Here is a 22,415-nt window from a genome sequence, read left to right as displayed (position 1 = left end):
GAAATCGAGATCGACATCACCAGCAACCCGGGGACCGTCTTCGCAGCAGTCGGCGGTGAGGAACCCATCCGCCGACTGGTTCACCTCTTCTACCAAGGGGTGGCGGAGGACCCGCTACTGCGTGCCATGTACCCGGAGGAGGACCTCGGCCCGGCAGAGGAACGCATGGCCCTCTTCCTCATCCAGTTCTGGGGTGGCCCGCGCAGCTACAGCGAACGCCGCGGCCATCCCCGCCTGCGCCTGCGCCACGCACCCTTCCGCGTCGACCGCGCCGCCCACGACGCGTGGCTCCACCACATGCGCACCGCCCTCGACGCGCTGCACCTGCCCCCGCCCATCGAACAGGAACTGTGGAACTCCCTCACCACCACAGCCGCGGCGATGATCAACACCCCCGAGGACCCCGCCTGACAACTGGGGCCTCTCCCGTCACCGCAGCGGAGCGCGGAGGCTGCGGCGCCTTGCCGATCGAGTGGACGCGATCCCTACCATCGATCATGGGCGCGTCCAGGGATCACCCGCGTTCCGTCCTACATGGTCGGCGCGGCGAGTGCGAGGCGCTGGCCGGGCTGCTGGACCAGGTGCATGCGGGCCGGAGTTCCGTGCTGGTTCTGCGCGGCGAGGCCGGCTGCGGCAAGTCGGCGCTGCTTGACTTCATGGTCGAGCGCGCGTCGGGTTTCCGCGTCGCACGAGTCGTCGGCGTCGAGTCGGAGATGGAACTCGCGTTTGCCGGCCTGCACCAGCTCTGTGCGCCGATGCTCGATCGTGTCGGGGAGCTACCGGTGCCACAACGGGATGCGGTGCGCGTCGCCTTCGGGCTGCAACGGGGCGACGCTCCGGATCGCTTCCTTGTCGGCCTAGCCGTCCTGAGTCTGCTGGCCGGTGTGGCGGAAGGACAGCCACTGGCTTGTCTGATCGACGACGTGCAGTGGCTCGACAGGGCCTCAGTACAGACTCTTGCGTTCGTTGCGCGACGCGTGGAAGCCGATCCCGTGGCCTTGGTGTTCGCCGTGCGTGAGTCCAGCAACGAACCCGAGCTGACGGGCCTGCCAGAGCTGAAGATCCACGGGCTCGGCGAAGGCGACGCCCGCCTGGTCCTGGCATCAGCGATTCGCGGACGCCTCGACTACCAGGTGCGGGACCGGATCGTGGCCGAGACGCGCGGTAACCCGTTGGCGTTGCTGCAGTTGCCCCGCGGGCTGACGCCGGCGGAGCTGGCAGGCGGCTTCGGTCTGCCGGCCACGGAGCCAGTAGAGAGTCGGATCGAACAGAGCTTCCACCGGCAGTTCGAATCACTTCCGCGCGACACGCAACGGCTTCTGCTCACCGCGGCCGCTGAGCCGATCGGCGATGCGACGCTGTTGTGGCGGGCGGCCGAACTGCAGGGGATCGGAGCCGGCGCGGCCGCGCCGGCCGTGGCCGTGGGGTTGGTCGAACTCGGCGCCCGGGTCAGGTTCCGTCATCCGCTCGTCCGCTCGGCGGTCTACCGGCCGGCGTCCTTGGCGGACCGGCAAGCGGTGCATCGGGTCTTGGCCGAGGCGACCGATCCGGAGGTCGATCCCGATCGTCGCGCGTGGCATCGTGCCCGGGCGGCGTCGGGGCCTGACGAGGCGGTGGCCGACGAATTGGAGCGCTCTGCCGGCCGGGCGCGGGCCCGCGGCGGCGCGGCCGCGGCGGCCGCGTTCCTGGAGCGAGCGACCGAGCTCACGCCGGACCCTGCGCGCCGGGGAGCGCGTGCGCTCTCCGCCGCTCAGGCCAAGTTCGATGCAGGCGCGCCGAATGAGGCCGAGGTGTTGCTGGCAACGGCCGAGCTGGGACCGCTCGACGACCTCCGGCGCGCCGGGCTGGAGCGGCTGCGCGCGGAGGTGGCGTTCTCACTGAGACGCGGCAACGACGCTCCGCCGCTGCTGCTCGACGCCGCTCGGCGACTCGAGGCGCTGGACCCGGAGCTGGCGCGTGAGACGTACCTCGAGGCGCTCGGAGCAATGATCTTCGCGGGCCGTCTCAGCAGCGGCCGCGGAGTGATCGAGGCGGCCGAGGCCGCCCGCGCCGCGCCGCCCGCACCGCAGCAGCCACGGCCGATCGATCTCCTCCTCGATGGTCTGGTGTCACGCTTCACCGAGGGCTACGCGGCAGGCGTGCAACCGCTCAAAGAAGGGCTGCACGCACTTCTCCGAGAGGAGGGCCGTAGCTTCGACCAGATCCGCCGGCTCTGGCTCGGGTGCCGCATTGCCGCGGATCTTTGGGACGACGAGTCATGGCATGAGCTGGCTACCCGCCAGGTGCGGCTCGCCCGCGATGCCGGCGCGCTGGCCGTCCTGCCGATCGCGCTCACCTACCGTGCCGGCGTGCACGTGCATGCCGGTGAGTTCTCTGCCGCGGCGGAGCTGATCGACGAGGCCGATGCGATCACCGAGGCAACCGCCGGCGTCCCCCTGATGTACACCTCCCTGGTGCTCGCCGCCTGGCGTGGTCAGGAGGCCCAGGCATTGGCGCTGGTTCGGGCCAGTGTCGAGGATGCGACCGGCAGGGGTGAGGGAAGGGCGATCGCCTTGGCGGAATACGCGACCGCGGTGCTGTACAACGGTCTCGGCCGCTACCAGGATTCGCTCGCGGCCGCCCAACGGGCCTGCGAGCAGGATGATCTGGGTCTCTTCGGCTGGGGCCTGGTCGAATTGATCGAGGCGGCCGCGCGAAGCGGCAATCTGGAGATCGGCAGTGGCGCCCTGCGACGACTCGAAGAACGAACAGGCGCCGTGGGCACGGACTGGGCGCTCGGAATGGAGGCCCGCTCACGGGCGTTGCTGAGCGACGGCCACGCCGCCGACGCGCTGTACCGGGAGGCGATCGAGCGCCTCACCCGGAGCCGTATCGCCGTGCACCTCGCCCGAGCCCACCTCCTGTACGGCGAATGGTTGCGTCGCGAGAACCGGCGTCTGGACGCTCGCTGGCAGCTCCACCGGGCCAATGACATGTTCAGCAGAGCCGGGGCCGAGGGCTTCGCGGAGCGTGCCCGCCGCGAGCTGCTGGCCACTGGTGAGTCCGTGCGCAAGCGGCAGGCCGAGACGTCCGAGGAGCTGACCGCACAGGAAGCGCAGATCGCCCGGCTGGCTCGCGACGATCTCACGAATTCCGAGATCGGCGCCCACCTGTTCATCAGTCCTCGCACCGTCGAGTGGCACCTCGGCCACGTGTTCGCCAAGCTCGACATCACCTCCCGCAGACAACTGCGCCGCGCCCTGCCGGATCCGAGCCCTCCCACCTCGTCGGCGTAGACCAGGGGTCGATCCCGGGGCCCCCCGGGGGCGATGCGGACCGCTCAAAGGTGACAGTGAGGTCGTCACACAGCCACACCCATAAAATCTTGCGAGGTCCGCATGCATACCGGCAGACAGGCGATGGTCACCCTCGTAGATCGAGCCTCGGTCCCTGTCGCTGCGATCGGTACCGGCGGTACCGGACCCGTCGTGGCCGAACGTCATGTCAGTCAGCTGTTCGGTCGCGAGCGCGAGCTCGCGGTGCTGAGCGAGCTCTTCGAAAACCTCGGCGGTCATGGCGGAGCGCTCTTGATCACGGGCGAGGCCGGTATCGGCAAGTCCGCTCTGGTCGCCGAGGCGAGGAGACGCGCGGAGCAGCTCGGTATGTCGGTGCTCAGCACTTCCGGAGCGCCCCTCGAGGCGCAGATGCCGTTCGCCGGCCTGCAACGACTGCTGCGACCTCGCATGCAGGAGGTCACCGCACTCCCGGAGCCTCAGCGTGAGGCCCTGTCGGTCGCCTTTGGTGTGAGTGGCGGGCCGACGCCGGACACCTTCCTGGTCGCGCTGGCAGCACTGAACCTGGTCGCGGACCGAGCGGGTGAAGCCCCGCTTCTTCTCGTCATCGAGAACGTGCGCTGGCTCGATGCCGCCACCCGGGATGTCCTCGCCTTCATGGCACGACGGGTGGAGATGGCGCCGATCGTCTTCCTCCTCGCGGTCCGGGACGGGTACGCCACCTTTCTCGACGACGCAGGGCTGCGAGAGCTCCGACTCGAAACGCTGGACGACGCAAGTGCGAAGGCCCTGCTCGACGCCGGCGCTCCCGGACTTCGTTCCGACCTTCGACGGCGTGTGCTCAACGAAGCCCGTGGCAACCCGCTCGCGCTCGTCGAGCTTCCGCGAGCCCTCGACACGAGGGAACGCGGTGAGTTGTCGGCCACGGCACCGTTGCCGTTGACAGAGCGGCTGGAGCGAGCCTTCGCCGGTCGGGTGGCCGAGCTTCCGACGGCGACGCGCTCGCTCCTCCTGGTCGCGGCACTGGACGAAGGCGCAGGTCTCAGCGAGATCCTCGCGGCCGCGTCGCTCGTCGAGAACCGCCCTGTCACGGTCGACGACCTCGCCCCGGCGGAAGCGGCCGGACTGGTGTCGGTGAACCGTGAGGCTGCGCGGTTCAGGCACCCTCTCGTGCGGGCGGCGATCTCCTCTACCGCCGCGCTCTCGGTGCGGCGGGCAGCCCACCAGGCACTGGCGCAGACGTGCGCTGCGGATCCGGAGCGGAGCGTTTGGCACCGGGCAGCGGAGTTGACGGGCCCCGATGAGGAAGTCGCTGCCGACCTGACCGCCGTCGCCGAACGGGCGCTACGCCAAGGGGCACCTGCGTGGGCGGCAGCAGCGCTCGAACGGGCGGCGCAGCTCACTGAGCTCGCATCCAGTCGCGGCCACCTGCTGGTCCGTGCCGCCGAGATCGAGTTCGAGCTCGGGCGCTCGGAACTCGCCCGCAGGCACGTTGCGGAGGCGAAGTCGTTGGAGCTCGGGCAGGAGGAGCGGACACAGCTGACGTTCATGCTCGACGCGTCCGATCAGGACAGCTGGTCGAGCGCCGACAGACTGGCGGCCCTTGCCGAGCTGGCAAGCGAGCTGACAACCGCGAACGGGCCGGCGACGGCGTTGAAGTGTCTCCTGACGGTCGCTCTGGGCTGCTGGTTGGGGAAGCCCACGCAAGAAACCCGCGATCTGGTCGTCGCCGCGGTGGAACGCCTCCCGGTCGCGGAGGATGACCCTGCCCGGCTTGCGGTTCTCGCCTGGGCCGATCCGGTGAAGCAGGGTGCGTTCGTCATCGACCGGATCTCACAGCTGACGCCGGATGCGACCGGCGACCCGGTAGCTCTGCATCTCGTCGGCGCGGCCGCGTCCGCGGTGTGGGCGTTCGACCTCGCCCTGGGCTTCCTCACCAGCGCTGTCGACGGTCTGCGAGCGCAAGGCCGCTTCGGGTTGCTTGCCCAGGCGCTGGTTGCCCAGTCCTGGGCGGCGATCCATCTTGCACAGGAGACACTCGCACTGTCGGCGGCCGACGAAGCCGCCCGGCTTGCCCGCGAGACCAGCCAAGCTCGGTGGGCGCTGGCCGCTGACCTTGCCATCTCGGTCCTGGCCGGCGAGCGCGGTGACTCCGAGATCGCAGCCGCCCTGGCCGATCGAGCGGAGAAGGAGCTGCTGCCGATCGGCCCGCACGCGATGCTCTCGCTGGTCCAGTTCGCGCGTGGCCGCGACGCCATCGCCCAGCAGCGGTACTCGATCGGCTTCGATCATCTGAGGCGGATACTGGACCCCAGGGACATCGCCTACCATCCCTTCGTCGGCGCCTGGGCGCTCGCCGACCTCGTCGAAGCCGCGGCCTGCTCCGGGAACATCGACAAGGCACGGCTGTACCTCGAACAGCTCGAGTCGCTGGCGGCCGCGACCTCAGGACCGTTCCTGCGGGCCACACTCAGCTACGCGAGGCCGCTTCTATCGCCGGACTACAAGGCCGAGGAGCTCTACCAAGCGGCCTTGAGCGCCGGCTTGTCCGACTGGCCCGGCTACCGAGGACGTCTGCTGCTCAACTACGGCCGGTGGCTCCGCCACCAGCGACGAGTCGCCGACTCCCGCGCGCCGCTTCGAGCCGCCTGGGAGAACCTCGATGCCCTCGCGTTCGGCGGACTGGCTGAGGCGGCGCGTCAGGAGCTCCGTGCGTCGGGGGAGACGAGCATGCCCCGAACACCCGATGCGAGAGATCGCCTGACGCCTCAGGAGCTGCAAATCGCGCAGCTCGCCGCGAGAGGATTGAGCAACCGCGAGATCGGCCGGCGTCTCTACCTCTCGCACCGCACGATCGGCTCCCACCTCTATCGGCTCTTCCCGAAGCTCGGCATCAGCTCGCGCTCCGAGCTCGCCGGCGTCTTGTCCAGCGCCGTACCCGACGAAGTGGGCTGATCAGCGCGCTGCCGGGACGACGAAGGGGAAGACGTCCTGGCTGCGACCCGGATCGGCGGTCAGGCCGCTGGTCACGGCCGAGTTCGTCGCGAGCGAGAACATGATCTCCGCTGTGTTGTCGGCGAGCCGGCGGCCGTTGAAGCCGGAGAACCCGAACAACGCCGGCGTACCCACCACGTACCGGACCAGGTCGGGGACGATCCGCTTCACGACGTCGGCGGCGTAGATCTCGGGACGATCAGAGGTTCCTCGACGACGAACCACCGAAGCCACCAGGTCAGCGATGACCGGACCGTACTGCGCGACGTCGTCGGCGGGATGCGTCTGGTTGGAGTGACTCGCCTCGTCGGAGTCGGCGTCCCGGAAGATCGGCCAGATCATCGGCAATGCGGTCCGTCCTACCTGTCGCCAGCCGCCGGCATCGGTCGCCAGTTTGCTGGTGCACCAGGTGGCTATGCGACGCCCCGCGGTGAACGCACCAGCGCCCGTCGGCACCGCGAGCACTATCGATCGGACCGTCGCACCTGCGAAGGTGTCTTCCGCCACGCCCGCGACCCACCGGGTCAAGTCACCATCCTGGCCGTGCAGGACCGTCTGATCGACGACGTCGAGCTGCTTGAGGTCGAGGAAGAACGGCTCGACCGCCTCTCCGGCCCATACCTGACCGCCCTCGGTCGTCTGCAGCATGTCGCCGGTGACGCCGCGGGCGATCACCGGTCCGCTGCCCGCGTCGTCCAGAGCTGCCGGGCCCGCGAGCAGCTCTACGGTGAACAGCTGTCCAGAGTCCTCCGTCGGGTCGAAGGCCAAGCGGTAGGTCAGCGCTTCCCGCTCGTCGCCGTCCAAGTGGACCTTGAACTCGTAGCGGGCTTCGGGGTGGAACGGGTCCCCATCCGGGTCGCCGGCGAGCGACGTCCGGATGTTCATGATCAAGACCGTGCCGGCACCCGAGTCGAAGACGTAGTGATCGGTGATGTTCAGCCGCGGGTCCTTGCGAGCCAGCGGCGAGTCGAGGTGGTGGGACATGTCGGTTCCCTTCCAGGTAACGGATGTGGCGACGGCGATCTCGTCGAACCGCCTCCGCCACAGTGACGCGTTCGCGCCGCGCGAGGCTTGGGTCATTCGACTGCTTCGACGTCGCTGATCTCGACTCCGCGCGTCGCAACGAGCCAGGTGCAGTCGGATGACTCAAGCCCTGGCCCTCGCTCGCGACCTACCTTCGATTCATCTCGGCGCGGCCTGGACACACCGATGATCCGGCCGCCCACTCACCCATAGAGGACAGAGGAAGAATCATGGATGCGTTCGGCAACACCACAGGGCAGTCAGGCGATCCGGTCCCGGACCAGCTTCGCTCGCTCTTCAACAACCCAGACGACGTACGAGTGCAGGGCCTGCCCTGCGCGCTGCCTGGTCTGGACTCACTGGCAGTTCACTTCGGTGCCGGTGCCAGGACGGTGCCGCACCAGCATGTCGGCGGTCAGCACCTGGTCATCGTCGAAGGCGTCGGCGTGGTTGCCGACGACGACGGCGTACACGTAGTACGCACTGGCGACGTCATCAGCAATCCGCCAGGCGCATGGCACTGGCACGGAGCCGTCCCGGGCGAAGGGATGACCCACGTGACGTTCGAGGCGGCCGGCGACTTCGATCTCGATGTCGAGCAGCGCGACTGGGACGACGCCTATCCATCCGGCCTCGGCGCGTAGACCGATCCGCGGACCTTCATTCCGCCCTGGCCGGCTGCTGTTCGACAAGAGTCGGCGGCCGGCTCGGGCGGGCCTCCAGAACTGCTCGTCAACGCACCAGACAAGGAGAACTTCAGATGCCACCCCCCAGCACCGAGGCCGCCGGACTCGCCCGGTTCCGCCGTTCCCTCGGCCGAACCGACTGGCGCAGCCTGGCCGGCATGTCCGCGTTCATCGTGGTCCTGCACGTACTGGGCTTCGGCATCCTGTTCGGCCTCGTCGTCCCGCGGCACTACCACATCGGCGGCGACCATCCTGTCTTCACCGTCGGAGTCGGCGTACTCGCCTACACCTTCGGACTGCGGCACGCCTTCGACGCCGATCACATCGCCGCTGTCGACAACACCACACGCAAGCTCCTCGCCGACCAGGCCGGCGTCGCCCCTGGCACCCCCAAGCCACTGTCGGTCGGCTTCTGGTTCTCACTCGGCCACTCGACCATCGTCTTCGGTCTGGCGCTCCTGCTGTCGGCGGGCGTGAAAGCCCTGGCGGGGCCGGTCGAGGACGGTGACTCCGGCCTCCACTCGATCACCGGTGTTGTCGGCGCATCGGTCTCGGGAGCCTTCCTCTGGATCCTCGGCATCGTCAATGCCATAGTGCTGCTCGGCATCCTCCGCGTCTTTCGCGACATGCGCCGCGGCCGGTACGACGACCAGGAGCTCGAGGCTCACCTCGACAGGCGAGGATTCATGAACCGAATCCTCGGCGGCCTGACCCGCTCCGTGCGCAAGCCGTGGCACATCTATCCGGTCGGGGTGCTGTTCGGACTCGGCTTCGACACCGCCACCGAGGTCGGTCTCCTGGTGCTCGCCGGCGGCGCCGCCGTCTTCAGCCTGCCCTTCTACTCGATCCTCGTGCTACCGATCCTCTTCGCCGCAGGCATGTGCCTGATGGACACCGTCGACGGGGTGTTCATGAACGCCGCTTACAGCTGGGCTTTCGCCCGTCCGGTCCGCAAGGTCTTCTACAACCTCACCATCACCACCATCTCGGTGACGGTTGCCCTCGTCATCGGCACGATCGAGCTGATCGGAGTCGTGGCCGACCAGGGCAACATCACCACCGGTCCCGTCGCCGCGGTCGCAGCCATCCCCCTGGACTACGCCGGCTACGGCATCGTGGGCCTCTTCGTGACCGCGTGGATCCTCGCGCTCGCGATCTGGCACTTCGGCAACATCGAGGAGCGCTGGTCCCGAGAGCCGGCGACGATCAGCTCGAACCATCGAGACCACCTCGCAGGCTGAGCGGCGGGGTCGGTGACAATGAACTGGTTGAAGTCGCCGCGTAGGTAGGCTCATCGAGGGGCCGTGATGCCGGAAGTCCATTTCGCCAACCTGCTCTTCGTCACGCTGATCGCGTTGCTGGCACCTCTGCTGCTGGGACTTGCTCCGGTACTTCGGGTTCCGGCGGTGGTGCTGGAGATCGTGGCAGGCATCGTGTCGGACCGTACGGGCTCGGCCTGGTCGAGGTGGATCTCCCGGTGCAGATCGTCGCGCTGCTGGGACTGGGGTTCCAGCTCTTCCTTGCCGGGCTGGAGATCGACGTCCACCGCTTGCGAGGCCGGGTTCTGCGGCTGGCCGTGCTCGGCTACCTCGTCACGCTGGTGATCGGGGGCCTTGCGGGCTGGGGATTCTCGGTGGCCGGCTGGGTGCAGGATCCCTCGCTGCTGGCGGTCACCCTCTCGGCGACCTCGCTCGGCCTGGTGGTTCTCGTGCTCAAGGATGCGGGCAGGGTGGAGGGCGAGGTCGGGCAGTCCACCATCGCGACCGCCTCGGTCGCGGACTTCGCCGCGGTACTGGTGCTTTCGCTGGTCTTCTCGACCGAGGGCGGTAGTACGGGCGAGCGGCTGGTGATGCTCGCCCTGTTCGCGTCGCTGGTCGCCGTCACCGGCATGGCGGTCTTGACGGCCGGACGTTCGCAGCGGGTCGGGGCCACGCTGTTCCGGCTGCAGGACACGACCGCGCAGATCCGGGTCCGGGCGGCTGTGGTTCTGCTGGTCGCCTTCGTGGTCCTGGCCGAACAGTTCGGGCTCGAGACGATCCTGGGTGCGTTCCTGGCCGGCGCCGTGGTCGGGCTGGTGGATCGGGACTCCAGCACGCATCCGCAGTTCCGGGTCAAGCTGGCGGCGATCGGCTACGGATTCCTGATCCCGGTCTTCTTCATCACCAGTGGCCTGCGGCTCGATCTCGGCGGGCTGCTCGACGATCCCGCCGCGCTCCTGCGCGTGCCGTTGTTCCTGCTGGCGTTGCTGGCTGCCCGCGGCGTACCCGCGCTGCTCTGGGTCCGGCGGCTCGGTGCGCGGCCGACCGCGGCGATGGCGTTGCTGCAGGCAACATCCTTGCCGTTCATCGTCGCGGCGACCCAGCTCGGCGTGGCGACCGGGCTGATGTCCTCGGTCACCTCCGCCGCTCTGGTGTGCGCCGGACTGCTGTCCGTCCTGCTGTTCCCGGCGCTGGCTCTAGTTCTGCTGAAGCGTTCGGACGGAGGCCGGCAGTGATTGCCTGAGTTGGCGTCGGGTGGTGACGCCGACCTTGGAGAACACCTTGCGCAGGTGCCATTCGACGGTGCGTGGGCTGATGAACAGGGCGGCGCCGATCTCTGGGTTCGTGAGCCCTTCCGCGGCGAGCCGGGCAATGTGGGCCTCTTGGCTGGTGAGGTCTCCGGAGGTCTCCACGGTGCGATGGTGGACGGCCTCGCCGGTCGCCGCGAGCTCCTTGCGGGCGCGCTCGGCGAATCCGTCGACGCCCATCGCACTCAGGGTTTCGTAGGCGGTGCGGAGCTGTGTGCGGGCATCGGTACGGCGGTCTTCGCGGCGCAGCCATTCGCCGTAGCGGAGTCGTGCTCTGGCGTGTTCGACGCGGAGTGTGGTGTGCCCGAGTCTCTCGATCTCTTCGCGGTAGCAGGCCTCTGCGGCGTCACCGGTGCGGAGCAGAGCGCTTCGCCCGGCAAGCACGCCCAGTGCCGCTTCGGTGCCACTGGCCTGCGCGAAGGAAGCGAGCTGCTCGAGCGCGCCCGCGGCCTCGTCCGTGTTCCCGCTGCGCACGCCTGCCTCGACCAGTTCGGCCAGGGCCCACTTGGGCGGTCCGAGCTCAAGGGGTGACGCCGCCCCCGTTCGGGCGGCCGCCAGCGCATCGTCGTACCGGCCGAGGCCGTTCCACATGATCGCCTGGAACCAGCTGATCATGTTCAAGCCGACACCTTCGCCGCGCGCGGTGATGTCGTCCAGCAGCCTCTTGAACTGGCCCTCGGCGAGTGAGGTACGGCCGCGCAGGGCGTTCAGGCTCACCTCGCCGTAGGGGATCATCGCGTTCTGGCCGCCGGTGGCCTCAGCGATCCATTCGCACTCCGCGACCAGGGCCTCGGCCTCGGCCAGGTCGCCGCTGTACAGGTCGTAGATGATCCGGCTGTTGAGGGCCACGGGCAGTACGCCGAGCGCACCGATGTCCCGGATCGCGTTCAGATGTCGCCTGGTGAGGACGCCCCAGTTGCCGTCGTCCCAAAGGTCTGTCGCCGCGCACGCCGCCAGCCACGCGAAGCGGACGGCCTCGTCGACCGTCAGGTCGTCGTGACCGAAGGCCCGGACGGTGTCGAGCAGACCGGGCGCCGCCGCGGCGTACCCGTCGGTGTAGAGCACCGCGGCCCCTTGGAGCAGCAGGTCGGATTTGCTCGGTGTTGTGGGCAACTGCACCTGGCGCATCGCCTCGGCGACCTGTCGCATGCCGGTGTCGGTCCCGGAGGCGAGCCGGCCGGCGAACATGGCCGCCGCGAGAGCGTCGAGGTAGGTCTCCCGGGCAAGCCTCGGGTCGGTCGGCTCCAGTCGTCGGGCCGCGGCAAGGAGGAGCGGCAGCGCCTTGTTGCCATGCTGGGAGTATTGGGAGATCTGCGCATGCTGGAGCTGGACCCGCGCGCCTTCGGCCTCGTCGAGCGGTCCCGCCTGAGCGACCGCCAGGAGCGCCATGGCATCGTCGAAGGCGCCGGCGGTCGCCTTCGCCTGGGCGGCCGCCAGGGAGCGCTTGGCCCGCCGGGCCGGGTCCGGGGTCAGGGTCGCGGCCGCTTCCAGGAACGCGGCCGCTGCCGCGACTCCGCCGCGCCGTTGAGCGCGGTCAGCCGACTGCTCGAGCTCGGCGGCGACGGTTTCGTCGGGGCCGGCCGCCGCGCGGGCGCGATGCCAGGCCCGCCGGTCCGGGTCCTTGTCCGGGTTCATGACGTCCGCGAGGGCTTGGTGAGCGGTACGGCGCTCCTCCGCCGTGGCCGCGCGGTAGACGACCGATCGGACGAGAGGGTGCCGGAACTCGACCCGGTGGCCCAACTGGACCAGACCTGCCGTGTCGGCCGCCCCCGTTGCGTCGTACCCGAGGCCGATCCGCTGGGCGGCGCGCCGCAGGAGATCGACATCACCGACCGGTTCGACGGCCGCGAGCAGGAGCAGTCGGCGGGACTGCTCAGGGAGATCCTGCAGCTGGCGCAGGAACCCTTCCTCCAGGCGGCTGATGAGGGTGGTGTCGCTCGCCGGTCCGTGGCCGGGCTCGAACGCCAGCTCGGTCGAGGACAGTTGGCGAGGCAGCTCGAGCAGAGCCAGCGGATTGCCGTGGGCCTCCGCCAGGACGCGGCCCCGGACCCGGTCATCGAGTGGGCCTACGGCCGATTCCAGCAGCGCGGCCGCGTCACGGCCGGCGAGACCTTGTAGCTCCAGCTCGGGGAGTCCGGTCAGTCTTGGCTGATCCGAGGTGCGGACCGCGAAGGCCATCACCACCCGTTCGGCGCTGAGGCGGCGGGCGACGAACTCGAGCGTCTGCGCGGAGGCCTGGTCGAGCCACTGGGCGTCGTCGATGACACAGATCAGTGGCTGCTGCTCGGCCACGTCGGACAGGAGGGTCAGCACGGCCAGGCCGACCACGAAGCGGTCCGGTGGATTTCCCGGCTGGAGTCCGAACGTGGTGGCGAGCGCATCATGCTGCGGGGCCGGCAGCTCGTCCAGCCGGTTGAGGAAGGGCGCGCAGAGCTGGTGCAGGCCCGCGAAGGCGAGCTCCATCTCCGACTCCACGCCGGCCGCACGGCTCACCCGGCAGTCCGCGGCATGCTGGAGCAGGAACCGGAGCATCGCGGTCTTCCCGATCCCGGCTTCGCCTCGCAGGACCAGCACCTGGCTCCGGCCGGCTCGAGCATTCGTCACGAGGTCGCTCAGCACTTCGCACTCGCTGGCACGGCCACGCAGACCTGGCCACTTCGACATGGCACACCGTCCCGGACAGAACCGGCCCCGGGGCAGGGGGATGGTGGGGCCGTCCTGTTCACCATTCCACCGGCACCGGGGTCCGGCAAGACACCGTCCGTTCAGCGCGGGCGTTTATCCGGCCTTTAGATACGGGGCCAGGAAGGTGTCCAGTGCCTCGAGCATCTCCGCGGGAGCCTGCTCGGCCACCCAGTGGCCGACGCCGGGGATCACCAGGGTCTGTACGTCGGTCGCGGCGGGCTTGATTCCCCCTGCGGCGGCGGGACCCCAGCTGTTCTCCCCGCCGATCCCGAGAACCGGGATGGTCAGCTTCGTCTCCTGACGCATCCCGTTCTGCTCCAGGGTGGCGTCCCAGGCACGGTAGACGCCGAAGCTGGCGCGCAGCGTGTTCCGGTCGCGGGTGTACAGGGCGACGTAGTAGTCGATGGCGTAGTCCGGCAGCGTCGGGCCGCCGGCCTGGATGGAGTACTCGTAGCGGTAGTAGGCGTCCGCGTTGCTCTTGACCATGTCCACGATCAGTTCGTCGTCGACCCGGTTGAACGGGATGTGCCACAGCTTGTTGTTGAGGAACTCGGGGAGGAACAGGGGCGGGGGCGGGACCAGGGGGTCCACCACTCCTGGTGGTCCGGGGATCTCGGCGACGACCAGGCGGGCGACCCGGTCGCGGTGATCGGCTGCCAGCGCGTAACTGATGATGTACCCGGTGTCGTGGCCGACCACGGCGAACCGCTGGTGGCCGAGCTCGGTCATCAGTGCGGCCAGGTCGTCGCCGAGGGTGCCCGCGTCGTACCCGTCGCGGGTCTTCTCGGTCAGCCCGATACCGCGCTGGTCGACGGCGATGACGGTGAAGTCCCGAGCCAGGGCGGGCATCATGAAGCGCCAGGCGTACCAGTTCTCGGGCCAGCCGTGCACCAGCAGGAGCGGTGGACCGTCACCGCCGATCACCACGTGCTGACGGATGCCGTTGGCCTGGACGAACCGGCTCCTGAAGGTCTTGGTGAAGCCGGCCGGGAGCCTCGGAGCGGTGGAGACCGAGCCGAACCCGTCCGGCACCGACCTCGAGGGCGAGGCGGCAGCTGAGGCAGACGCCATCCACCCACCGAGCAGTGAGCCACCGGCAACAGCGGCGCCGGTGCCGACGAAGCCGCGGCGGGAGAACCGCCGCGTAGACGCTTCGGCGCCACCGGCCTGGCTGGGCGACTCTGAGGGAGGGATGCTCATCGCGAAACTCCTTCGAACAGGACAGAACCGCGGTGTTCTGTCGATGTCATCGAGCCTGGCCATCGCCGCGATCCCTTGCACCAGTGGGTTTCCCTGGTCCCCTCCCTGGTCCACGGGTACGGCGTTCGCCTGGTGTCCGTCAGCTCGAACGGACCGGTGGGGGGCCATTGCGTGGCGGTAATCGGGATGGGAACGTTGGGAGCTAGTGCTTGGAGGAGGACGTGTCGCCGCGACCGAACAGTCAGTGGCCGGGGCTACGTGGCCGGCGCAGCGAGTGCGAGACGCTGTCCGGTCTGATCCAGGCCGCCCGATCAGGCCGCAGCGCCGTACTGGCCGTCCAAGGCGAACCGGGCATCGGAAAGACGGCCCTGCTCGAGTACCTGGCGGGCACTGCGTCGGGAAGCCGGATCCTGCGCGTGGCCGGCGTCGAGTCGCAGATGGAGCTCGCGTTCGCCGGTCTGCAGCAGTTGTGCGAACCCTTGCTGGGCGGGCTCGAGCGGCTGCCCGCCCCCCAGGCGGATGCCCTCGGCACCGCCTTCGGGCTGCGGACCGGAACCCCGCCGGACCGTTTCCTGATCGGCCTCGCCGCGCTGAGCCTGCTCGCCGAGGGCGCCCGTGAGCAACCACTTCTCTGCCTGGTCGACGATGCGCAGTGGCTGGACCAGGCCTCCGCGCTGGTCCTCGCCTTCGTGGCCCGCCGGCTGGCAGCCGAATCCGTCGTCCTGGTCATCGCGGCCAGAACGAGCGTGGACCAGCAGAGATGGGCCGGCCTGCCGCAGTTGACGGTCCGTGGCCTGCCGGACACAGACGCCGAGAGCCTGCTCGAGTCGGCCATGATGGGTCCGCTGGATGATCGGGTCCGGCACCGGATCCTGGCCGAGGCCCACGGAAACCCGCTGGCGCTCCTGGAGTTGCCGCGGTGGCTGACGGCGACGGAACTGACCTTCGGTCCGCATACTGCTCAGCCGCGGACGCTGCTCAGCCGCATGGAGGAGGGCTTCCGACGTCAGCTGGAGCCGCTGCCGGAGCAGTCGCGCCGTCTGCTGCTCACCGCGGCGGCAGAGCCCCTCGGTGACGTCGGTCTGCTGTGGCGCGCGGCCGAGCGAGCCGGGATCGGGGTGGAGGCCGCCGGCCCGGCGGAGAAGGCCGGACTGATCGAGTTGCGTGAGACGGTCCGGTTCCGGCACCCGTTGGTACGGTCTGTGGCTTACCGGTCCGCGGCAGCGCCGGAACGACAGGCAGCGCACCGCGCGCTCGCGGAGGTCACGAATGCTGACCTGGATCCGGATCGACGTGCCTGGCATCGCGCTCATGCGGCCACAGGTCCTGATGAAGCCGTCGCGGCAGAGCTCGAGCATTCCGCCGGCCGTGCGCTGGCCCATGGCGGACTGGCCGCGGCGGCTGCGTTCCTGGAGCGCGCGGCCATGCTGACCCCGGCCGCAGGCGACCGCGCCGAGCGCCAGCTCAACGCGGCCCAGGCGATGCTGCACGGAGGGACTTTCGACGCGGCACTGAACCTGCTGGCCGTGGCTGAACACGGACCGCTCAGTGCCCTGCAACGTGCTCGGATCGATGTGCTCCGCGCCCAGATCGGCTTCTCATCCCTGCGTGGGAACGAAGCGCTGCCCTTGCTTCTGGTCGCCGCTCGCCGGCTGGAACCTCTCGACGCCGAGCTAGCTCTCGACAGCTACGTGGACGCGCTGACCGCCGCCCTGTTCGCCGGGCGCCTGGCGTCCGGACCGGGGCCGGTGGAGGTGGCCCAGGCGGCGCGCAACGCGCTGACGTCGGCGGCGCATCCGCGACGAGGAGACGTTCTGCTGCGGGGCGTAGCCATGCTGTTCGCCGACGGCTACCCCGTCGCGGCGCCGTTGCTCAGGCGAGCGACGCAGGCCTTCGACAGCGACGACCTGTCCCTGGAGGAGGGCGTGCGGTTCATGTGGCTGGCGGCTGTCGTGGCTTCCGATCTGTGGGACGAGCGCGCCTGGGACCGGTTGACCCGCCGGCACCTGAAGATCGTCCGCGACGCCGGTGCGCTCAGCGCGCTGCCGCTGGCCTTGAACACGCGCGTCTTCGTGGACCTGTTCGCCGGCGAGCTGGCCGCCGCTTCCGCTCTGGTCGAGGAGATCAATGCGGTCACCGAGGCAGCCGAAAGCAAGCTGACGCCGTACGCTGCCATCGGGCTGGCAGCCTTCCGTGGTCACGAGGAGCAGGCGATGCCGCTGATCACGGCCTCGAAGGACGACGTCGTCGCCCGCGGTGAAGGGATCGGTGTGTCTCTCACGAACTGGGCCCAAGCGTTGCTGTACAACGGACTCGGCCGATACCCGGAGGCCTGCGCCGCCGGCCGCGAGGCCGCCGCCTTCCCCGCGGAGATCGGGGTGTCGAACTGGGGACTGGTCGAGCTGATCGAGGCGGCTGTGCGTGCTGGTGATCGTCCCACCGCAGCCGCCGCGTTCGAGCAGGTCTCCGAGATGACGCAGGCCAGCGGTACCGCGTGGGCGCTCGGAGTGGCGGCGCGCTCCGAAGCGCAGCTGCACGAGGGCACCAAGGCCGAGGACCTCTACCGGGTGGCGATCGACCGCCTCGGCCGCGCCGACGTGCGCACCGAGCTGGCCCGGGCGCGGCTGCTGTACGGCGAGTGGTTGCGGCGCGAAGGCCGACGCGTCGAGGCGCGGGAGCAGCTGCGGGCCGCCCACGGTGCGTTCACGGCGATGGGGATGGACGCGTTCGCCGAGCGGACCCGGCGGGAGCTCGCCGCCACCGGCGAGACGGTGCGCAAGCGGACGGTGGACACCCGTCAGGACCTCACCGCGCAGGAGTTGCACATCGCCCGGTTGGCGACGCAGGGCCTCACCAACCCCGAGATCGGTGCCGAGCTCTTCATCAGCCCTCGCACTGTGGAGTGGCACATGCGCAAGGTGTTCGCGAAGCTCGGGATCACCGCACGCAAACAGCTGCGCGAGGCACTCGAGGCGACCAACGCCGTCTGAGCCGAATGCCCACAATCGCTAGCCTGCGCCAGTGGGGGTGACGACGATGTGCTTGACCTCCGCCATGTACCGGTCGGCAGCCGAGGACGCCTCGTCCGCATTACTCCCGTTCTCGCGTGCACGCATATACGCCGCGTACCAGTCCCACCAGTCGTGCGGTGGGGCAGCCTCCTCGAACGCGCCGTGGCGCTCGGCGGTCTCATGCAGCAGGTCTGCCAGGGACGCCACATCGGTGTTACTCATCAGGGACCTCCAAGGGGTCGGCTAATAGATTATGCGCCGGCCCCGGCCGCTCGCCGAGCGGCTGCTTGACCTCGAGGCAAGAGCACAGCGAGCGCCGGGGCGACTGCGGTCAGACTCGACCGGGAAGTCGCTGGGTGATCTCTTGCAGCAGCCAGCGGTTGCCCTCGGTGTCGTGGAACGAGGCATAGGTGGCGTAGGACCGGCCCTGCGGGTCGTGGCCGGGAGCGCGTCCCTGGTCGCCGATCTGGAAGCCGCCGATCGGGCCGCCACCGGCATCGTGGAATGCCTCGCTCACCTCGACGCCTTGCGCGAGGAGGGCGTTGCGGGCCTCGTCGATGTTGTCGACCACCAGGAGCAGCCCGTCGAAGGACCCAGGCTGCGCGGCGGTGACCTGGGTGCCGAAGATGATCGAGGCGTTCGACCCGGGCGGCGTGAGCTGCATCAGCCGGTAGCCGTCGCCGAGGTCGGCTTCGGCGTCGACCCGCCACCCCAGCCCTGTGTAGAACGCCTTGGCGCGGTCGAAGTCGGCGACCGGGATGACGACGACTTCGAGCCGGAACGGGACAGCCGTCGTGCCGGATGCCGTTGCCGCGTTGCCTTCGGCAACTTGCGAACTGGTCATGAGTGAACTCCTTGGTCCGTTGTCGGGGGTTGTCTGCAGTCTTCGCCGCCGGCGCCCTGGTCGCCCCTGGGTGATGCCCTGGTACAGACACTGGGCACGCGTCGGCCCATCGGTTCGAGGGCATGCGGTCCGGGCGGGACCGACGCCCGCCGTACCGAAGTCATCGGTGGCACGTGGCCGGACCAGGGACTCCCCAGGGTGCGAACGCCGCTCCAGTGAGCGACGGTGAACGAGCCACACCCAGCCATGACAGCAAGGAGATGACCATGCGAGTCTTCGTCGCAGGGGGAACAGGGGTCGTGGGCCGGCCGCTCGTCGATGCGCTGGTAGACCGGGGCCACGAGGTCACGGCCAGCACCACCCAGCCGGACAACCTCCGCGTAGTGGAGGCACTCGGTGCGCGGCCGGTCGTGATGAACGGCTTCGACGATTCCGCGGTGCGTCTGGTGATCCTCGAGGCGGGACCGGAGGTGATCGTCAACCTGATGACTGCGCTCTCCCTGCCGTCCCGTGACTACGGTAAGTGGCTGGCAGCGACCAACCGGCTGCGGAGCGAGGGAACGCAGACAGTGATGAGCGCGGCTCGCGAAGCCGGCAGCCGTCGGGTCGTCGCACAGAGCGCCAGCTTCATGACCCAGCCCGGATCCGGTCCTACGGACGAGTCGTCACCCCTGTACCTCGAAGGTCCGGGGCCGATCGGAAGCCACATCCAGGCGAACCTCGCGGCCGAAGAACTGGTGCTGGGCACACCGGGAATCGAAGGCGTCGTCCTTCGCTACGGGTTCCTGTACGGCGCGGGCACCGCGATCGGGCCGGGTGGGGAACAGGCGGTCAAGGTCCAGATGGGTGACCTGCCGATCGTCGGCGCTGGTGCCGGCCGGTACCCGTTCGTGCACGTGACCGACGCTGTGTCGGCCACCGTGCAGGCGGTCGACCGCGGCAGCCCCGGCGTCTACAATGTCGTGGACGACGAGCCTGCCGCTCAGGCCGAGTGGCTGCCGTACCTGGCCGGAATCCTGGACGCACCTCTGCCGTGGTGCGTCTCTGTGGAGGAGGCCGAGAAGACGCTCGGCGTCCAAGCCGTGTACTACGGCAACCAACTCCCCGCGGCCACCAACGCCAAGGCCAAGTCGGAGCTGGGCTGGACCCTGGAGTACCCGTCCTGGCGAGAGGGATTCCGAGAGGTGTTCCGCTGACAGACCGCAGATCAAGGGATCAGAGCCAGGCCTGCTACAGGTCCTTTCGTAGGAAGGAGATTGCTGTCAGAGCCCAGACCATGGCTACCCACGGCGCGGCCCAGGCGAGGTAGGCGCCCGCCAGAGGGGCGTCGCTCAGGAAGGGGAAGCCTTGCATCTCGGAGCCGAACTGGGCCAGGGCGACCGGGTCCTGCAGCGCGTGCATCGCCCCGCGCCACAAGCCGTCGGTGGGTAGGAGGATGCGTGAGACAGTGCCGACCCGTGCGATGCCGTCGTTGCCGAGGGCCGCGCCGACGCCTCCGACCACACCGGCCACCCAGGTCGCACCGAACAGGCCGACCGTGACCACGCCTGAAGCCATCGGTGAGACCACCGTCGACAGCAGTACTGCGAGCGTGAGCAGCACGATCGTCTCGCCGGCGAGGAGGGCGAGCGCGGCCGCGGGATGTGGAGGCCAGTAGTCCACCGTCCACCGGACCACGAGGCATTGGGCCAGCCCGGCGAGTACGACGAAACCGCTGCCGAAGGCAACCAGTCCCAGCCACATGCCGAGCAGGAACGCGGAACGGCGGATCGGCCGGGCCAGCACGGCCAGGGCGATCCCCGACTCCGTCTCGCCGGACAGCGTCGGCCCGGCCAGGAACGCCGTACCGAGGGCTGCGATCAGGCTGAAACCGAACATCACCAGGTTCAGTACTTGGGAGGCCGCCAGCCGGGCCTCGCCACTCGTGAGTGAGCCCTGGGTGGACTCGGCGGCCAGGCGCGAGAATCCCCACGCGCTCAGCCCGAGCAGCAGGAGGGTCAGCACGGCGAGAGCCAGCAGGACCCGCCGGCGGGACGCCTCGCGTCCCGCCGGCGGGACGCCTCGCGCAGGGTGAGTCCGGCGACGATCACCACGATCCTCATCGGTCGTCTCCTTGATCCGCGCGGAGGATGCCGAGCAGGCGGTCCTCCAAGCTGATGCGGCAGGCTCGACGGCGTGCACTTCGGTGCCCTGGGCAACGAGGTCCCGTACCAGAGCGGGAATGACCGTTGCATCGTCCGAGGATGACCACCCGATCGCAGACCCGCTCGACCTCGCCGATCAGGTGCGAGTTGAGCAGTACGGCGACGCCGCGGGACTTCAGGTCCAGCACGATGTCGCGGACGTCCGCCCGGCCGAGCGGATCCAGAGCGCTGGTCGGCTCGTCCAGGATCACGAGCTCGGGCTTGGCCACCAGGGCGACCGCCAGTCCGAGGCGCTGCTGCATTCCCTTCGAGAAGCCACCCACGCGATCACGGGCCCGTTCGGCCAGGCCGACGAGCGCCAGACAGTCGAGCTGCTGTTGCGTGGGCACGCCACTGCCCGCCAGCCGGGCGTGCAGGGCGAGTACTTCGGACGCGCTCAACCACGGCTGGTACCGGAAAAGCTCGGGGAGATAGCCGACGCGGGCCCGGGCGGCTGGATCCGTCGCGGGGCGGCCGAGCAGCATGACCTCTCCCGCATCGGGGTGGGTGAGGCCGAGGAGCATCTTGATCACGGTGGTCTTGCCGGCGCCGTTCGGGCCGAGCAGTCCGACCACTTCGCCGCGGCCGACCTCCAGTGACACGTCCTGAACGGCCGGCCGTCGGCCATAGCGTTTGCGCACGCCGGAGCACCAGACAGCGGCCGACGGCGGCAAACCCGCTACCAACGCCGCAGCCGCCCGACGCGCGGCGTCGTCACCAACAGACGGAGTTCCGCTAGTGGTCTCGGTGTCGACGGGGTCGGGATCCAGGGTCACCGCAGCTCCCGGGCGACGGGCAGGAGCTCGTCGGGGTCGAGCGACCCGGCCACGGCAGTCACGATGCCGTCATTCACCCAGACGACGGCGGCCATCGTCTGGTCGCGCGCGGTCAGCACAGTCGCTGAGCTCCCGTTCACAGTGGCCGATGACGTGGTCACCTGGTCGGCCGGAACGGGCAGCGGCAAGGTCGAGCCATCACCCGCGAAAGTCCTGAGCTGAGCCGCGACCTTCTCGGGTACGCCGGGAAGCGAAAGGAGGTAGTCGCGGACGGTGGCGATTGGCACCCCGGACGACGATGCCGACGGAGCGACGGCGCGTCCGACAATGAGGGCCGGCGCCCCGGCGTCCGACGACCAGACCTGCACGACCCCCGGACCGGCGGAGAGCCGCAGTTGACCACCGTCGAGCCCCGGCGGCGGAGGCGGCAACGTCTTCCCCGCCTTCTCGGCAGCCTGCGCGGCCCGATCGGTCGAGAAGGTGAAGGTCACGCTCACTTTGCCCGCAACCCGGTACTCGGACTCGCCGCTGACCCCGCGCGGCAGGGTGTTCACCTTCGGCACGTCGAGCCCGGTCTGTACTGCGGCCGCCGCCGCGTCGGGGACTCGCCTCAGTCCGCTGTCACCGGTCACCTTGACGACGCCGTATGCGTGTAGGTCCGGCAGCCCGACCAAGTCGCCGGCGCTGAAGCTCACCGGAGCGATCGCCTTCGTCTGGAAGATCGGCAACCAGTCGTTGGCGGCCGCAGTACCGGCGGCGGTGAGAGTGACCGCCAGGGCGAGGGCCGCGACGAGAGGGCGCCGCCAAAGTGCGCGGGACCGGTGAGGCACCCCTGCCGTGGCTGCTGCGGTCACCCGATGCGCGGTTGTCGCGTGCCGCGGCCAGTCTGCCGAGGCACTGCTCGCAGCCGGCCAGGTGCTCGCGGTCGGAGTCTGCGACCCCGGCCGGCTCGTCGACCAGCCGGCGAAGCACACCTTCACTCGGATGACGCATGAATCCTCAACTCCTGTCGCGCGACGACCTCGTGGACCGGGCACTGGCTCGACGCCCCCGCCGAGCGACCTCAGCAATACCCGTGCATCGAAGATCACTCACAATCGATTGAATGTCAATCGATACCCATCGACTTGATCGAACTCCTCGAGGCGGCTCGGCGGCTCCGGCCAGAAGGCGGC

At 69.5% G+C, this 22,415-nt stretch carries 16 protein-coding genes; 8 read left to right on the top strand and 8 right to left on the bottom strand.

Annotated features, from left to right (window positions below; genetic code table 11):
* The first annotated feature begins 3 nt into the window (after positions 1-3).
* From EV648_RS21165 to EV648_RS21155, 3 genes are all read left to right on the top strand, one after another.
* Positions 4-411 carry a globin gene (locus EV648_RS21165; RefSeq protein ID WP_132294386.1) on the top strand — a complete coding sequence of 136 codons (408 nt, stop codon included), beginning with the start codon at positions 4-6 and terminating at the stop codon, positions 409-411.
* A gap of 86 nt (positions 412-497) precedes the next feature.
* Entirely contained in the window at positions 498-3,275 is a 2,778-nt protein-coding gene (locus tag EV648_RS21160; RefSeq protein ID WP_132294383.1) for an AAA family ATPase, read from the top strand.
* 192 nt (positions 3,276-3,467) lie between these two features.
* Entirely contained in the window at positions 3,468-6,227 is a 2,760-nt protein-coding gene (locus EV648_RS21155) for an AAA family ATPase (protein ID WP_199234739.1), read from the top strand.
* On the opposite strand, the gene EV648_RS21150 is transcribed toward EV648_RS21155, so the two are convergent.
* Complete coding sequence (locus tag EV648_RS21150; protein ID WP_132294380.1) at positions 6,228-7,346, bottom strand: DUF4331 family protein; 1,119 nt, start codon at positions 7,344-7,346, stop codon at positions 6,228-6,230.
* A 173-nt stretch (positions 7,347-7,519) separates the two neighbouring features.
* Here EV648_RS21150 and EV648_RS21145 point away from each other — a divergent pair, with 173 nt between their 5' ends.
* From EV648_RS21145 to EV648_RS21135, 3 genes are all read left to right on the top strand, one after another.
* Entirely contained in the window at positions 7,520-7,933 is a 414-nt protein-coding gene (locus tag EV648_RS21145; protein ID WP_132294377.1) for a cupin domain-containing protein, read from the top strand.
* 116 nt (positions 7,934-8,049) lie between these two features.
* Positions 8,050-9,216 (top strand): HoxN/HupN/NixA family nickel/cobalt transporter, encoded by a 1,167-nt coding sequence (locus EV648_RS21140; RefSeq protein WP_132294374.1) that lies wholly within the window; start codon positions 8,050-8,052, stop codon positions 9,214-9,216.
* Between the two features lie 236 nt (positions 9,217-9,452).
* Positions 9,453-10,469 carry a cation:proton antiporter gene (locus EV648_RS21135; protein WP_241995435.1) on the top strand — a complete coding sequence of 339 codons (1,017 nt, stop codon included), beginning with the start codon at positions 9,453-9,455 and terminating at the stop codon, positions 10,467-10,469.
* Here EV648_RS21135 and EV648_RS21130 read toward each other — a convergent pair.
* The gene (locus EV648_RS21130) at positions 10,431-13,205 is read right to left on the bottom strand and encodes an AAA family ATPase (RefSeq protein WP_132294371.1); all 2,775 of its coding nucleotides are present in this window, start codon (positions 13,203-13,205) and stop codon (positions 10,431-10,433) included. The genes EV648_RS21135 and EV648_RS21130 overlap by 39 nt on opposite strands.
* 114 nt (positions 13,206-13,319) lie before the next feature.
* Positions 13,320-14,426: an alpha/beta fold hydrolase gene (locus EV648_RS21125; RefSeq protein ID WP_132294368.1), complete on the bottom strand. Its 1,107-nt coding sequence runs from the start codon at positions 14,424-14,426 to the stop codon at positions 13,320-13,322.
* Positions 14,427-14,647: 221 nt separating this feature from the next.
* On the opposite strand from EV648_RS21125, the gene EV648_RS21120 reads away from it, so the two are divergent.
* On the top strand, positions 14,648-17,416 hold the full coding sequence (locus EV648_RS21120) for a LuxR family transcriptional regulator (RefSeq protein WP_132294365.1): 2,769 nt from the start codon (positions 14,648-14,650) through the stop codon (positions 17,414-17,416).
* An 18-nt stretch (positions 17,417-17,434) separates the two neighbouring features.
* Here EV648_RS21120 and EV648_RS21115 read toward each other — a convergent pair whose 3' ends face one another.
* Both EV648_RS21115 and EV648_RS21110 read right to left on the bottom strand, forming a co-directional pair.
* The gene (locus EV648_RS21115; RefSeq protein WP_132294362.1) at positions 17,435-17,659 is read right to left on the bottom strand and encodes a bleomycin resistance protein; all 225 of its coding nucleotides are present in this window, start codon (positions 17,657-17,659) and stop codon (positions 17,435-17,437) included.
* 109 nt (positions 17,660-17,768) lie between these two features.
* On the bottom strand, positions 17,769-18,281 hold the full coding sequence (locus EV648_RS21110) for a VOC family protein (RefSeq protein ID WP_132294359.1): 513 nt from the start codon (positions 18,279-18,281) through the stop codon (positions 17,769-17,771).
* A 266-nt stretch (positions 18,282-18,547) separates the two neighbouring features.
* Here EV648_RS21110 and EV648_RS21105 point away from each other — a divergent pair, with 266 nt between their 5' ends.
* On the top strand, positions 18,548-19,477 hold the full coding sequence (locus EV648_RS21105; RefSeq protein WP_158294032.1) for an NAD(P)-dependent oxidoreductase: 930 nt from the start codon (positions 18,548-18,550) through the stop codon (positions 19,475-19,477).
* A gap of 34 nt (positions 19,478-19,511) precedes the next feature.
* Here EV648_RS21105 and EV648_RS21100 read toward each other — a convergent pair whose 3' ends face one another.
* The 3 genes from EV648_RS21100 to EV648_RS21090 form a co-directional block, all read right to left on the bottom strand.
* Complete coding sequence (locus EV648_RS21100) at positions 19,512-20,285, bottom strand: ABC transporter permease (RefSeq protein ID WP_199234737.1); 774 nt, start codon at positions 20,283-20,285, stop codon at positions 19,512-19,514.
* 94 nt (positions 20,286-20,379) lie between these two features.
* A complete protein-coding gene (locus EV648_RS21095; protein ID WP_199234736.1) occupies positions 20,380-21,105 on the bottom strand; it encodes an ABC transporter ATP-binding protein in 726 nt (241 codons plus the stop codon).
* Positions 21,106-21,236: 131 nt separating this feature from the next.
* Positions 21,237-22,094 carry a hypothetical protein gene (locus EV648_RS21090; RefSeq protein ID WP_199234735.1) on the bottom strand — a complete coding sequence of 286 codons (858 nt, stop codon included), beginning with the start codon at positions 22,092-22,094 and terminating at the stop codon, positions 21,237-21,239.
* Positions 22,095-22,415 lie beyond the last annotated feature (321 nt).

This window comes from Kribbella sp. VKM Ac-2568 (assembly GCF_004345365.1).
Lineage (GTDB): Bacteria > Actinomycetota > Actinomycetes > Propionibacteriales > Kribbellaceae > Kribbella > Kribbella orskensis.
The sequence above is the reverse complement of the archived record's forward strand: the minus strand, read 5'-3'. Positions and strand labels throughout refer to the sequence as shown.